The sequence below is a fragment of the Secundilactobacillus mixtipabuli genome (genome assembly GCF_002217925.1).
GTDB lineage: Bacteria > Bacillota > Bacilli > Lactobacillales > Lactobacillaceae > Secundilactobacillus > Secundilactobacillus mixtipabuli.
Map to the genome: position 1 here is coordinate 189,661 of NZ_BCMF01000005.1, position 14,459 is coordinate 204,119.

At 44.8% G+C, this 14,459-nt stretch carries 16 protein-coding genes and 1 riboswitch; of the genes, 5 read left to right on the forward strand and 11 right to left on the reverse strand.

The genetic code is table 11. The features are described 5' to 3' along the window. Positions 1 to 39: 39 nt before the first annotated feature. A complete protein-coding gene (locus tag IWT5_RS06185) occupies positions 40 to 1,521 on the reverse strand; it encodes an amino acid permease (protein WP_089109078.1) in 1,482 nt (493 codons plus the stop codon). Positions 1,522 to 1,606: 85 nt separating this feature from the next. Next, positions 1,607 to 1,784: riboswitch (Lysine riboswitch) on the reverse strand. Positions 1,785 to 1,825: 41 nt separating this feature from the next. Beyond that, on the reverse strand, positions 1,826 to 2,356 hold the full coding sequence (locus tag IWT5_RS06190) for a GNAT family N-acetyltransferase (RefSeq protein ID WP_089109079.1): 531 nt from the start codon (positions 2,354 to 2,356) through the stop codon (positions 1,826 to 1,828). 114 nt (positions 2,357 to 2,470) lie between these two features. Between IWT5_RS06190 and IWT5_RS06195 the strand changes: the two genes are divergently transcribed. Beyond that, the gene (locus IWT5_RS06195) at positions 2,471 to 3,271 is read left to right on the forward strand and encodes a lp_1002 family arylesterase (protein ID WP_089109080.1); all 801 of its coding nucleotides are present in this window, start codon (positions 2,471 to 2,473) and stop codon (positions 3,269 to 3,271) included. Between the two features lie 60 nt (positions 3,272 to 3,331). On the opposite strand, the gene IWT5_RS06200 is transcribed toward IWT5_RS06195, so the two are convergent. Further along, on the reverse strand, positions 3,332 to 3,997 hold the full coding sequence (locus tag IWT5_RS06200) for a phosphatase PAP2 family protein (protein WP_089109081.1): 666 nt from the start codon (positions 3,995 to 3,997) through the stop codon (positions 3,332 to 3,334). 247 nt (positions 3,998 to 4,244) lie between these two features. Between IWT5_RS06200 and IWT5_RS06205 the strand changes: the two genes are divergently transcribed. Continuing rightward, positions 4,245 to 5,087 carry a sulfite exporter TauE/SafE family protein gene (locus IWT5_RS06205; protein WP_089109082.1) on the forward strand — a complete coding sequence of 281 codons (843 nt, stop codon included), beginning with the start codon at positions 4,245 to 4,247 and terminating at the stop codon, positions 5,085 to 5,087. A 4-nt stretch (positions 5,088 to 5,091) separates the two neighbouring features. After that, entirely contained in the window at positions 5,092 to 5,481 is a 390-nt protein-coding gene (locus IWT5_RS06210; protein WP_089109083.1) for a DUF1634 domain-containing protein, read from the forward strand. Between the two features lie 78 nt (positions 5,482 to 5,559). Here IWT5_RS06210 and IWT5_RS06215 read toward each other — a convergent pair whose 3' ends face one another. Together IWT5_RS06215 and IWT5_RS06220 are read right to left on the reverse strand one after the other, a co-directional pair. Continuing rightward, on the reverse strand, positions 5,560 to 6,042 hold the full coding sequence (locus IWT5_RS06215) for a threonine/serine exporter family protein (RefSeq protein WP_089109084.1): 483 nt from the start codon (positions 6,040 to 6,042) through the stop codon (positions 5,560 to 5,562). Between the two features lie 10 nt (positions 6,043 to 6,052). Continuing rightward, complete coding sequence (locus IWT5_RS06220; RefSeq protein WP_089109085.1) at positions 6,053 to 6,802, reverse strand: threonine/serine exporter family protein; 750 nt, start codon at positions 6,800 to 6,802, stop codon at positions 6,053 to 6,055. A gap of 162 nt (positions 6,803 to 6,964) precedes the next feature. Between IWT5_RS06220 and IWT5_RS06225 the strand changes: the two genes are divergently transcribed. Beyond that, positions 6,965 to 7,297, forward strand: a complete 333-nt coding sequence (locus IWT5_RS06225) for a hypothetical protein (RefSeq protein WP_089109086.1) — start codon at positions 6,965 to 6,967, stop codon at positions 7,295 to 7,297. Positions 7,298 to 7,340: 43 nt separating this feature from the next. Here the strand turns inward: IWT5_RS06225 and IWT5_RS06230 are convergent, their stop codons facing one another. From IWT5_RS06230 to IWT5_RS06250, 5 genes are all read right to left on the reverse strand, one after another. After that, complete coding sequence (locus tag IWT5_RS06230) at positions 7,341 to 7,988, reverse strand: metal-dependent transcriptional regulator (RefSeq protein WP_089109087.1); 648 nt, start codon at positions 7,986 to 7,988, stop codon at positions 7,341 to 7,343. Between the two features lie 17 nt (positions 7,989 to 8,005). Continuing rightward, positions 8,006 to 8,929: a cation diffusion facilitator family transporter gene (locus IWT5_RS06235; protein ID WP_089109088.1), complete on the reverse strand. Its 924-nt coding sequence runs from the start codon at positions 8,927 to 8,929 to the stop codon at positions 8,006 to 8,008. A gap of 112 nt (positions 8,930 to 9,041) precedes the next feature. Then, a complete protein-coding gene (locus tag IWT5_RS06240) occupies positions 9,042 to 9,587 on the reverse strand; it encodes a GNAT family N-acetyltransferase (protein WP_089109089.1) in 546 nt (181 codons plus the stop codon). Between the two features lie 879 nt (positions 9,588 to 10,466). Next, positions 10,467 to 11,831 (reverse strand): cytosine permease, encoded by a 1,365-nt coding sequence (locus IWT5_RS06245; protein ID WP_439959084.1) that lies wholly within the window; start codon positions 11,829 to 11,831, stop codon positions 10,467 to 10,469. 215 nt (positions 11,832 to 12,046) lie between these two features. Next, a complete protein-coding gene (locus IWT5_RS06250) occupies positions 12,047 to 12,457 on the reverse strand; it encodes a hypothetical protein (protein WP_225360240.1) in 411 nt (136 codons plus the stop codon). Between the two features lie 197 nt (positions 12,458 to 12,654). Between IWT5_RS06250 and IWT5_RS06255 the strand changes: the two genes are divergently transcribed. After that, positions 12,655 to 13,599: a dihydroorotate oxidase gene (locus IWT5_RS06255; RefSeq protein ID WP_089109090.1), complete on the forward strand. Its 945-nt coding sequence runs from the start codon at positions 12,655 to 12,657 to the stop codon at positions 13,597 to 13,599. Positions 13,600 to 13,698: 99 nt separating this feature from the next. Here the strand turns inward: IWT5_RS06255 and IWT5_RS06260 are convergent, their stop codons facing one another. After that, entirely contained in the window at positions 13,699 to 14,421 is a 723-nt protein-coding gene (locus IWT5_RS06260; protein ID WP_089109091.1) for a DUF1003 domain-containing protein, read from the reverse strand. Positions 14,422 to 14,459 lie beyond the last annotated feature (38 nt).

The following is a 14,459-nucleotide window of genomic DNA, read 5'->3' on the forward strand; positions in this document are numbered from 1 at the left end:
AAAAAGCACCAGCAGCTTGACCACTGCTGGTACTTTAGCTTAATTTTCTGATTCAGCTTCTTCGTGTTTGTGAGGGGCAACATCCACTTCATCTAGCGGAATAATGTGGGTATGGTGCCGAACTTTATAGTAAATAAAGAGCACTAAGAACAGTGGCACACTGAGATAAGTGACGGCAATCTGTTCCCAGTCAAAATGAGCGAAGGCGGCGGTGTTTTGACCGATAATGACCAAAATACACAAGATCAGGGCTAAGATAGGACCAAATGGGAACCATTTAGCGTGATACTTTAGCTCTGAAACGTGGTGACCCTGCTTAATAAAGGCTCGCCGGAAACGGAAATGAGAAATCGCAATTCCAACCCAGGCAATAAAACCTGTCAGCCCTGAAGCGGCAACGAGCCACGTATAGACTTCTGGACCCGCGATACTGGTAACAAACGCAATGGCACCAATCACCGTAGTGGCAACTTGGGCGCGCAACGGCACCCCGTTTTTAGTCGTATGCTGGAAATACTTCGGTGCAAAATCGTCCAGTGATAATGAATATAGCATCCGTGATGAAGCATACATCCCTGAATTAGCTGCTGAAATAACGGAAGTCAGGATCACGGCATTCATCACACTGGCAGCGGCTGCTAAACCAGCTCGCTGGAAGACCAATGTGAACGGACTGATAGCAATATCACTAGCAGAGGATCCCAGTAGTTTAGGACTTGTATATGGAATCAAACAAGCAATCACAAAAATGGCTAAGATATAGAAGAGTAAAATTCGCCAAAACACTTGATTGATCGCCTTGGGAACACTCTTTTCAGGCGTTGCTGATTCACCAGCTGTGATGCCGACTAATTCAGTGCCTTGAAACGAGAACCCCGCGACAACGAAAACGCTCAAAACGGCTGGTGCGCCACCAACGAATGGTGCTTGCTTATAGGTAAAGTTTGACAAACCGACCGCGTGGCCCCCCATAATGCCAAAAATCGTTAAGATCCCGACAAATAAGAAGACGATCACGGTCACCACTTTAATCATTGCCATCCAATACTCGGTTTCACCAAAGGCCTTCACCGTTAATGCATTGATCAAAAAGATCGCGGCTAAAACCGTCGTGCTCCAAATCCACCCTGGTACGTTTGGCAACCAAAATTTCATGACTAACGCGGCCGTACTAATATCGACCGCTAAGGTAATCGCCCAGTTAAACCAATAATTCCAGCCCATCGCAAACCCCAGAGCTGGGTCAACGTACTTAGTTGCATACGTTGCAAATGATCCAGAAACTGGCATGTTGGTTGCCATTTCACCAAGTGAAGTCATCAGGAAAAAGACCATGACCCCTAAAGCGACATACGCCAACAAACCACCACCGGGACCCGCCTTTGAAATTGCGGAGCCGCTGGCAACGAATAAGCCGGTACCAATGCTACCACCCAGAGCAATCATTGAAATGTGGCGTGTTTTTAATTCACGCTTGACCTCGTTGCTCCCACCGCCATTGCCGCTTGTTTGATTCGCCATTATTTACACTCACTTTCACGTTAGTTTTTCAACAATAAAAAAGGCCGCCTGCAGCTTACCTGCGAGACGACCCTAAAGTCATACTAACGTAGGAAGCTCTCCGCAGCACATCGCTGCGACAGTACCAGTTTTATTAAAACTGATCCCAGCCCCACGTTTTATCAGTCACGTGGAGCTTCGGCAAATTACCCTTTTACCTCCAGTCACAGAACCTGATCGTTCTCCTGGAAGCTACTCTTTCAATTCGCGCCTCTTCTTTGATAAGTCAATATTAAACTGTTCAGGGTCAAATTGCAAGCCAACTTCAGCCTTCACGATCCAATCGATAAATCATTTCGGTTGCCCCAGGTTGATAGAGTGCATGATCCGGGTGTTTAAACCGATCCACATAATAGAAGCCTAATTTTTCTAAAACCCGCTTTGACTGCTGATTTTCCGCCAAACAACTGGCCCAAATCGTGTCCAGCAGTTGCTGCTCAAAAACCGTTTTAATCAGCCCTGAAGCGGCCTCTGTCATGTAACCATTGCCCCAATAAGCTTGGTTCAATACATAGCCTAGTTCCGCTGTGCCCTTTTCCTGCTCACCGTTTGGCGTGATTCTTGGATAGAGGCCAATTGAACCGATAACGCGTTGTGTCGCCGATACGACGATGGCAAACACCATCCCCTGCATCATTGCACCCCGTAGCAAATACGCAGCGTCCTCCTTGTGATGAGCATACTGAAAGCCAGCTGCCTTAGCATTTACCGGATCACCGACAATCGCATAATAGTCGTCCAAATCAGACGCCACGAATTGCCGAATAGCCAATCTTTCAGTTTGTATTGTGATCATTTTTCAATCGTTCCCTTTTTCTCTCAGGCCAAATTGCGGTAGACTATTGGTACTGAGTTCTTTTTAACAGGTACTATTTTCATTTAACTATAGATTACATTTAGGATGATGACTATGCAAATTATAAACAAATCACTTGGCACCGATACTGCCGCTTATTTACAGGGTTACCTGAGAGAAACTGATCCGGATCATCCAGAACAGGTTTATCCAGCGATGATCGTCGTTCCAGGCGGCTCATACACCCATATTCCCGACCAGCAGGCTGAAACACTGGCAATGGCGTTCTTCAACATGGGGTATCAAGCTTTCTTCCTCCGATACAGCTTTGTTGACGAAAAACAGCCGCTTCATCCCGCGCCACTGATTGAATTAGCCAAAAGCGTTTCCTTATTAAGGTCCGAAGCCACGGATTGGCTGATCGATCCCGAAAGGATTGCCATTAGTGGTTATTCCGTGGGTGGTCACGTTGCTGCACTTTATAACGACTACTGGCATTCAGAATGGTTGTCACAGCAAGCTGGTATGTCAACCGATGTCATGCAGCCCCAAGCCGTCCTACTCGGCTACCCGGTGATTAGCCCTAAATTAGGCTTCCCAGTTAAAGAAGCGATGTTGGCTCAGTGGACGGATGATCCTGACGTCATTGCCGCTGATGAACATGTCAACAGCTACAACGCACCCACCTTTATTTGGGCAACTGCAGACGACCCGCTAGTTCCATCAGCCAACAGTCTGGCCTATGCAAGTGCTTTAAGCCAGGCTCAAATTCCGTTCGAGCTGCATCTTTTCCGTCATGGGCCGCATGGCTTGGCACTGGCTAATCATTTAACGGCTTGGAAACGAGACGCCAACCAGCCCCATGTTGCACACTGGCTGAAATTAGCTGAAGAATGGTTGAACGACACGCTTTAAAAATAACGTCAAAATAAAAAGCATTGGCCAGCGCCAACGCTTTTTTAATCCTATTTGATGCTAATAAATGGAACGGCTTAAGATATTCAGCTTCACTAATCTAGGCGCCAACCAACGGTATAGCCATTCACTGACCTGTAACCAGGCGTAAGCCAATAACATTGCACCTACCGTATCAGTCGGATAGTGTGCGCCGAGATAAACCCGCGATAAAGCTAATAGAACCAGCCAAATAATCATGATGGTTCTCACCAGGATAACCTGCCAATCCTTTTCAATCATCGGGACAACGATGATCCAAAGAATGGCGATCACTAGTGTCATCCCAAAAACATGACCGCTGGGAAAACTAAACCCGTTATCACTGGCTAAATGGCCCATTGGCCGGACACGTTGAACAATGTGTTTAACCAGTGTGGCAATCACATCACCGCCAAACAGCGTACACAACGCCCAGATGGCAGGAATACGAAGTTTAAATCCCCACAGTAGAAAAGCAATGATCAGCACCCAAATAATATCAAACGTTGGGCTGCCAAGAAACGAAATACCCTTCATAATGGCTTCTTTTGCGCCGGACTGATGTTTTTGAACGACTTGAATCATGACGCCATCCATAAATTCGAGTAAGCCGGATTGAGACATGACGACAGCCGCTAAAAATGCAAACAACCCGCCACTAACTAATAAGCGAAACGGCCGGTCACGCTCTTGTTCGATGATCATTGATACTTCCTCCCAATATGATTAACGTTTTAACACTGCGAAATTGAGTATAGCATAAATTATCGCCTGACTGATATGGACACTTAATTGTTAGTAGAATATTTAAAAATAGCTTTTCATCATCGTGAAGGCCACTAGGATTTTAAATTGTATCCGGATACACCTGTTTTTCACATACCAAGTCAACAAAAAGTATGCTAAAGTTGTTGAGGAATATTTTACTGACGGTTCAAGAGAGGAAGCTATCATGATTCAAACCATGCTCATAATGATGGCTGTCGGCCTATTTGCCGGAGTTGCTGGTGCAATTCTAGGTCTAGGTGGCGGTATCATCATCACACCAGTTCTGACGTTAATGATGGGACTCGATATTAAATACGCTATTGGCGCAAGTATCATTGCCGTCATCGCAACCAGCTCTGGCTCAACAATTGCTTACCTGAGAGATGACGTGCTTAACCTACGAGTTGCCATGTTCCTAGAAATTGCGACCACTATCGGCGGTATTTCTGGTGCTTTACTGACCGGCGTCCTTGATCCAAAGTACCTCTACCTCTTATTTGGTGCTTTGTTAGTCTTTTCCGGCTGGAACATGTGGCGGAAATTACGTCGGGGTCAAGAAGTCATGAACAACGTCACTGCTGACCGAATTGCAACCAAACTCAAACTTAATGGCTCTTATTTTGATAAATCAGAATTCAAACAAGTCGATTATCAGGTTGAACAAGTCCCCCAAGGCTTCTTAGTTATGTTGGGCGCCGGCTTAGCCAGCGGAATGCTAGGGATTGGTTCCGGTGCCTTCAAAGTGACCGCGATGGACACCTTCATGAAGATGCCCTTGAAGCCTTCGTCTGCAACCAGCAACCTAATGATGGGGGTCACCGCCGCTGCCAGTGCCACCGTTTACTTCTTCAACGGTTCAATTTTACCAAACATTGCCGTTCCGCTGGCATTAGGCATCTTGGTCGGCGCAGTGATTGGTTCACGGGTCATGCAAGTGCTGCCCGCCCGTGTGATCCGAATCATTTTTATTCCGGTGATTTTATTTATTGGCCTGCAAATGCTGTACAAGGGAATAATTGGAGGTTAATTAAATGGACGAACAATCACATCAAAATCAAACAACTGCAAACGAAATGGTGCACATTGAACGCATCATTGGCCGAATCCTCCAAGTTGGGGTGGTTGTCGCAGCAGTCATCATGCTCTTTGGCCTGATTCTACTATTGATTCATGGTGGTAACGGTGGTTATCCCGTTGGCCATCAACCCACTACGATCAGTTCAATCATTGCGGGTACGGTTGCGTTGAAGCCCTACGCCGTTATGATGGTGGGCATGTTCTGCTTGATTATGACCCCCGTTTTACGGGTGGTCGTTTCAATTTATGCCTTCTATAAGGAACACGACACACTCTACGTTTGGATTACTTCAATTGTTTTAGTCATTTTATGCATTAGTTTTGTTATTGGCCATACAGTCTAGTACTAATTTACGTTTTAAATTATCAACTAAAGGCGATGTCCCCGAATCAGGAACATCGCCTTTTTTAATACACATTATTCACAATTTGGGATTTCGTCGATTGTCCCGACTCCACCTGCTGGAAAAAATCACCATTAGCTTAGATTGCAGCCGATTAACCATTTCTGCTAACAGGAGGCCAAAAGCAATCGACCCAGCAATGATCGTGACCTGCAGCAAAAAGCTGATAGCCGTTGAGACATCTCCTAAGGCAAAGTTCTTAATCATTTGGTAGGCTTGACCACCCGGAACAAACGGCACCAGAGCTGGAATATTGAAATTAATGACCGGCATTTTCTTATATCTCGCCGCTTGCATACTGAGGATACCAATCACTAAAGCCCCAACGAGATTGGCAATTGCGATCCCCATATCAGCCATCATACACAGCCGATAGGCAAGAAAACTTAAGACACCGATCCACCCACCAATATTCAAACTGGTTCTGGGCACGTTGAGGAGTACCCCAAAAGTAATCGTTGCGATATAAGTTAAGCCCAACTCAATTAGTAAATTTAACATCTTCTCGCCCTCACATCGCTTGCAGAATCATGGCAATCCCACTGCCAATCGCGATTGCACTCATCAAAGCTTCCATTCCCCTAGCAACGCCGCTCACCAGATCACCAGCTAGAATATCCCGAACTGCGTTGGTTAACGGGACACCAGGTACCAGTGGCATCACACTACCAATAATAATGTCATCGGCACTAGTACCAAGGTGATACTTCACGGCTAAAATTGCCAAAACACCAATCCCTGCGGCAGCTAAAAATTCGCTCAGAAACCGGACCTTCGCCAGTTGATTAACCCCGTAAAAAATTCCCCAGCCAATCAAGCCAATTAAGCAGGTTACCCAAAAATCCGGATAATTGCCACGAAAAACCACTTCTAGCGAACCGCTAAGAACGCCTGCTGAAATCAGTTGCAACCAGAGTGGAAAATACCGGGGGTGCTGATCGAGATCCGTCAATCGCTGGTCAAACTCAGCCAGCGTAATTTTTTGGTCCGCAAAGTGCCGCGATAAGTCATTAACTCGCGTGATCTTCTCTAAATCAATCGAGCGCGTCGTGACGGGCTCGATCTGAGCATTGTCTTCTCCTGAAACTGACATCATGATACCGGTGATTGTGACGTAAACTTTACTATCTGGATACCCAGCGTTAGCCGCAATTCGACGAATCGTATCACTCACTCTGGCGATTTCCGATCCATTTTCAATCATGATACGGCCCGCATGCAGTGCCGTTTTTATCATCAAATGCCCCTGATCATTTGCCATCCCGGTAGCCTCCGTTCAAAAAAGTTCTCCATTCGATTATACGTTGCTAGCTAATAAAGCGCTATCAATAGTTACGTGATTTTGCCTTTTTTAATTGTATCTGTTACATTTGACAAATATTTCATATTCGTAAATGCTTATAGACGAAAGGGAGTTTTAAGCTTGATTTACTATTTGTGTGCCATTTTTACTACCATCAGTGCAGCCGTTAGTTTTGGGTTCTCTATTGAAGCCTATTCAGCTGCAAAGCGACAATCTAGTGCTTCATTGACCACTGCTAAATACGCCATATCTCGGAGTTTAGCTCTACTAATTGTTGCCATTGGAATAGTGTTTTTTGTCTCGCACCCGTATTTAATCGCCTTAGCAACCGCAATGACGTTAGTTCAACTATTTGACGGGGTGATCGGCTTAAAGATCAACCGATTCAAAACCATTGGGCCACTGCTGACAGCTTTGATTAATGCTATTTTATTATTGTTACTCATTAAATAAGAGAAGCTAGTTACCATGGTCTTCATGGCAACTAGCTTCTCTTTTATTCAACAAAAATATAGTGCGCAGCTTTATACCCAATCGTTAAGTCCTGCTTATCAGTTAGGTTAGTCACTAGTACTGGTCCTTCAAACGGATCATGTTTATTGACCTTCAGCTTATCGCCGATATCAAGCTTGATGTCACCCAAATAGGTCAGCAAATCATGATTATCGATAAAGCGGGCCACAGTCACCGTTTCGCCATCCTTAACCTCATTTAAGATCAAGTGAGACTCGCTCGCGAAATTCCCGTTACGATCAGGAATGGTCCCACCATGAGGACACCGTTTTGGATGTCCCAAAGCGTCATCCATCGCATTAGCCAATTTCTCACTGGTCTCATGTTCCAGTCGTTCTGCTTCAACGTCTAGATCAGGTAAAGCAAAGTTTAACTTTTCAACGAGAAAAGTTTCCCACAGACGATGCTTACGAACCAACGTTACCGCCCTTTTACGACCACTGTCAGTTAAGGAGATACCTGCATACGGTTCATGGTTAACTAAACCTTCCTCAACCATTTTATTGATCATTTCTGTAACCGAACCAGCCGCAATGTTGAGACTGATCGCAATCTGTTTATTTGATACTTTTTCGCTTGCGCCACCAAGTTCAAAGATAATCTTCAAATAATCCTCTTTCATGGGTGTCATAACTTACTTACTCCTTGTTAATCTTCATTTTGCCGTTTTATGAGTTGCTGATTTAAATCTTCATTTAAAATCATTTCTTCACCACGTCCACGCACATCCTCAGCCTGTAACGTCACGTGACAAATGCCATAATTTTTAGCCAAAACTTCTTCTACCTGATGGTAAATGGGCTCGGCCTCACTTAATAACATATCCCGCATATTGATGTGGGCAGAAAACATAATCCGATTTTCATCGATCATCCACACATGAATATGGTGCACACTGGTAATCCCATCAATCTGCATTAAATCCCGCTTGATCGCATCATAGTCCATTTTAGGTGCGCCCTGCATCAAAATCGTGATGGTGTGGCGGACGATTGGCCATGACTCGAAAGTGATATACACAGCCACGATGATCGTGATAATGGGGTCAATCATAGTAACATTGTACCACTGAATCATAAATGCGCCGAAGATAATCCCCACTGATGATAAAGTGTCGCTCAGCAAGTGAAGATAAGTCGCTTTCATGTTTAAATTATGCTTTGAACCGCGATGCATCATGATGGCTGACGCTAAGTTGGCTACGAGACCCACAACAGCGACTCCCATCATCAGTTCACCGTTAATCGTTTCGGGATGGCTTAACCGTTTGACGGCTTCAACCACCAAGAAAATTGACACCACGATGAGTAGCAATGCGTTCAACATCGCTGCCAGAATCTGAGCACGGCCGTAGCCAAAAGTATTACGTTCATCTTCATCACGCAGGCTTATGCGATGGGCAATGTAACTGATGACGATGGAAAAGGTATCGCCGAGATTATGAAAGGCATCAGAAAGCAGCGACAAACTACCGGACAATAAACCACCAACTGCTTCTACTATTGTGATGGCACCATTTAGGACAGTTACCGCAAAAAATTTTCTTCCTGACATACGTTTATCTTCAGCCATACCGATTCCCCCTAGAACATAATACTATCACATTTTTAGGGAAAATCATTCACCAAGTTAGGGGTGCTGGAAAATAAAAGACGTTCGCCAGTTGGCAAACGTCGTCGTTTAATCAATGGGTCTTAACAAGTGACCCCAGTTTAGTTAATTTTTCATACGCATAATCACGAAGATCCTGCTGGTCATCAACGACGATGGCAATAGTGCCAGTTTCGCTGAAGCCAGCCTTCTTGATCACGTGCTGCATCCCTTTGTTGTCAGGATGTGTGTCAATTCGAATACCTTCAATAGAAGAGTTCTCATCGATTTCTTTGAAGATAGCCGCAAATAATTTACCAGATAGGCCTTGGCCCCGATGGTTAGCTGAGACGGCTACGCGATGGATGGCAACGTATGATTCGTCACGCGTCAGCCATTCACCGTCAATTTGCTGATAACTTTCGTCTGGTGCTGGAATAACAGCAGCCGTGCCTAATACTTCGTAACCTTCAACAAGCACAACCGTATGGCCATTCTGAATGTCATCAACCAACACGTTGGTATTGGGATATCCCCCCTGCCATTGATCAATGTTTTGAGCCGCCAGGTGAGTTTTCCCATCCTGGATGATTGATTCGATTTGTGGTAAATCCTTCATTTCTGCGCGACGTAAATACATTTGTTCCACCCCTTTATTTTTCACAAGATTTTGATATCTTAAACCCTATGTTCAAAGATGTCTAGCAAAATCGCTCCGATTTTTCCTAATAATTCAATTAAGAAATTTCTAATTTTAAAAGAGCGGTAAATCAACCTTGTAAGCGGGTTAAAAAGTGGCTTTCACATGAAGTTTGTGAAGCTGGTGAAACGGTGGTGTTAGCTCTAGAATAGTTATTGCTGGTTGGTGATTTTCAAATTCACTAAGTTTAAGTGGGCTGCTTTTAGATAGCTTAAAAGTGTTTCGACAGGCAGAAACTTGCATCTAGGGGCACCCCGACATAAATCCAAAAACCGGATTTCCTTGTGTTAATGCTATGTAGCCCAAACGTGTTCCGACAGGCAGAGACTTGCGTCTAAGGAAGCCCGGACAAAAATCCCAGAACAGGATTTTCGAGCATTGCTTTTAGAGAGCTTAAACGTGTTCAAATAAGCAGAGAGTTGCATATAGGGGCCCTTAAACAAAAATTCCAAGTTCATGAATTTTCGTTTAAGGGCCCCTATACTCCACTCTCTAAACGCTTATTTTCACACTCTACACGAAAAGGCTCCCCCAGTTTTTCACTGAAGGAACCTTCCGAGTGTCAGGGTGACCGACTAGCACTGAGAAAATCAATTTCTTAATTTTCACTTACCCGTCATTCAGATACGATTACTGGTTCAGCTTACACTAAACACTCAAAGCGCATTGTAGCGCCATCCATGGCAAATTTGTCAAGTTTAGCGACTAGCGACGTTTATCAAACTACATTCAAAGACAAACTTCAAAAGTATTTCCAGTATTAGTCAGTCATATCCTGTCACTATAGTAAGAATAACATTATCAAACCAGGTTTGAAACCTATTCACCCTGGTTTTGCGTGATTTTCATTAAGAACCCATACAAGACCATACTCAGTACGATGACAACGAAAGTAGCGCCAATGGTATCCGCAACAATGGCCACGTGTTTTAACCCAATGTAGCAGGCGACTGAGACCACCCAAACCAAAATGGCGATCCAATTGACACCGCCACGATACCAATACTGGCCGTGAACTTTGGTAAAATCATCAACGTGGTACTGCTCACGCCGCAACCAGAAATAATCCACTAGAAAAATGCCGATCTCTGGGCCAAGAACCATCCCGATACCATCAAGGAAGGCCGTAAAAACGGTTAGAAATGATGCTACGAACACGGGTAGAAACGTGACGGCAGTTGCTACCAGCGTTACCACCCATAAACTAACCCTAAGGCTTAGCCGACGCGTCATATTAGTCAGTGCTGAACCAGCCGACATGAGGTTAACTGCATTCGCCGTTGTACTGGTTAAAATAATGACGATCATGGCTAGAAAACCAAGCCCTAATTTACTGGCAATCGTACTTGGATCAGAATTATTGGGATCAAAGTGGTTTAACGTAATGGCCGTGCCAATCGTGGCAATCAAACCGATAAACGCAAACCAGAACAGGCCTAAGTTAGCGCCGAGAAAAGAGGCTTGCGTCGCGTTCTTTTTAACGCCAGTGAACCGTGAAAAGTCACTTGCTGCAGTTACCCAAGCTAAGTTGAAAGCTGCTAGAACATCAATTGCCGCACCGGGGGTCATTTTTAGATCATGAGGTGGCTGCCAGTTTAAAATCTGGTGGAAGGAAACCGTTTTGAAGACTACAATGGATTCCCAAATCACGAAGATGAAAACTAAAACAATGCCAATTCGCTCAATCAGCTGAACGGAGCGTTGCCCCAGAGAAATGCTGAGCAAATGAAAAATACTCATGACGACAATGCCGACAGTTAAGCCCATAGTGCCACCGGGTTTACCGTAAACTGGCCATCCAAATAAATCGTGAAACAGGAAACTCATTGACGTGGCCGCAATAAAAGTATTCACCGCTGCCCAACCAATAAACTGAACGAGATTGATCACTGAGGGTAATAGGCTTCCTCGCAAGCCAAACGATGCCCGTGTTAATGTCATTGCTGTGAGCCCCGTTTTATAGCCCATATAACTGGCAGCTGCTAATAACAGATAAGAGATGACGCCAGATATAATTAGCGTCGTTGAGGCTGTCAAAAAGCCACAGGCTGCAATCACCCCACCGATATACCACGTTCCGTTGTTGGCATTAGCGCCAACCCAGGTTGCAAACATATCCCAGTAGGACATGTGACGTGCGCTCATCGGAATTGCCGGCACTCGTCCTAAGCCATTTTTTGCCAATTGAAATGCTCCCCCTTCTAGCGTTTGAAAATTGTTGTTAAACCGAAAAACACCTCTATGCCCGCAGGTATAGAGGTGTCGTTTGTTAATGCTGTTACCAGCGCCGACCCTTTATTAGCCTCACGGGACTAAGTTTAAAAGGTTATTGATTAGAGCTAAGTATAGAAGCTCGCCCTAAGGTTGTCAAGAAGGCCTAACCATCACATTTAAGCCATTTAATTAAGAATTTCGTGCCATTCAGCTTCATCAGCTCGGGAAATATCATTCAAAAATTTCAGGACCCGTTGCGCCCGCTTTTCTTGCTGAGCAAACAGGCTGTTCAATCCTGCGCCCGTCGTCATTGGTTGCCCTAACCGCAGCTGCTTATCTTGACGCGTGCCTTCTGCAAAGGCCACGACCATCTCACCCGTCTCAATCGTCGTGAACAGGAAAAACAAACTGTAAGGATCATCATCTTCTAAGTACGCTGGCATTGCCCAAATCCCCGTCTGCAGTTCCCGCAGTTCAGATTCGCCGAACCGGTAATCCAGGTGGTTTTTCTGATCAATGGGGGTCTTTAAAAAGAGCATCATCTCAGTAAATTTATCATCGCCAAGCTTCAATGCGGCGTGTTCGTTTTCGCTCAAAGTTTTTCCCTCCTTTAAATATTTAAGCTCTATCTTACCAGTTCTCAGTGCCACTTGTCTGCCAAAACTATCGAAAAAGTAACATTCATAAAACTATCAGCTGATTGCTATTATCCTACCTTGACTCTGGCAAACTTTTCCTGTAAGCTTAACGGCAATTGAATACCAAATAAATTCAGACAGGGAGCTGATTTTTGATGACAACTTTAGCAACGACTATTGGTGGCAAAACTTTCGATAACTGCATGATGAATGCGGCGGGAGTTCGCTGTCAGAACAAGAAAGATTTAGACGCATTGGTCCAATCCAACGCCGGCGCTTACGTGACCAAAAGTGCCACGCCTCAGGAGCGAGCAGGTAATCCATCTCCACGGATGCATACCCTGCTTAAAGCCAGTATTAATTCGATGGGCTTACCTAATAACGGCCTGGACTACTATTTGGATTACGTTATTCGCGACCAACAGAAGCGGCCGGATTCGACTAACTTTCTTTCCGTAGCTGGCACGAGTTTGGAAGATAACTTAGCTATGCTGCACCAGATTCAGGATTCGGAATACACGGGTTTTGTAGAACTTAACTTGTCTTGCCCAAACGTTCCTGGTAAGCCACAGGTCGGGTATGATTTTGACCGCGTTCATGCTGTTTTGGAGCACGTTTTCGACTTCTACACGAAACCACTGGGCGTCAAATTACCGCCTTATTTTGATCTGGTTCACTTTGATCAGATTGCAGCCATTTTAAACCAGTATCCCCTCACTTTCGTCAATTCAATCAATAGTATTGGTAATGCGCTCGTGGTGGATCCGCGATCCGAACAGGTTGTCATTCGGCCTAAAGGCGGCTTCGGCGGCATTGGCGGTGCAATCGTCAAGCCCACCGCATTAGCCAACGTTCGCGGTTTGGCATTGCGGCTAAAACCCGAAATCAAGATTATCGGTACCGGCGGCATTATTAACGGTGTTGACGTTTTTGAACATATCCTCTGCGGTGCTTCAATGGTTCAAATTGGCACCCAGTTCGGTTATGAGGGTCCAGCCCTGTTTGACCGTTTAGCCAAAGAACTCACGGAGATCATGGCCGAAAAAGGTTATTCGAGTATTGAAGATTTTCGTGGAAAATTAAAAACCTTTGATGATTAATTCAAAACAAATAAACCTAATCCCGACAAAAACATCGGGATTAGGTTTATTTATTTAAGTCCTGGAATCTACCAAGTCGTGTCACACTCTCGCTTTTTTTCATTCCTGACGATCTCGTAACTCTGCTAATTCAGAGCGAATTTCTGACAAGATCTCGATTTGTAATTTTTCAACTTCAAGTGTATGTGGAATCTGATTTTGAGAAAGGTGATCCAGCTTAGCGTGCAGGATCCGCAATTCGTGTTCCGATTTTAAATTAACGTGGAAGTCATTTTCAGCCGCCATCCGATCACGGTCAGCCGAACGGTTTTGACTCATCATGATAATTGGCGCTTGAATCGCCGCAATGCAACTCAGAACAAGGTTTAAGAGAATGAATGGGTAAGGGTCAAAATGAACGCCGAATAATTGCAGGCCATTGATCAGCATCCATGCCAAGAGGATAAACACAAAGATGCCGATGAATCCCCAGCTACCACCAAATCGAGCCACATCATCCGCCACCCGTTCACCAAAGGTCAGGCTTTTAGAGAGGGTCTCGTTCACATCGGTAATTTCGTAATCGTCGCTTTGCATCGCTCGCGTCAGCTTACGGTTGATTTTTTGACTCTGTTTTAAATCTGAGTTAATCATCGCGTCAACGTTAGCTAGCCGGTACTTTAGCAAATGGTGACCGCAGATAAAATCCGTGACCTTTGCTTCAGGATAGTCGCTCTTGACCCGTTGCCGAATTGTCGTGGACAAATCAGCCAGGTATAGCCCTTCATCAACGTGGTAGGTTTTACCATCCACAAGACATTGTACCTCTGGGTTCTCCGCCATCATCTTCACTCCTTTCTCTAATAGTTTACCGCAAAAAA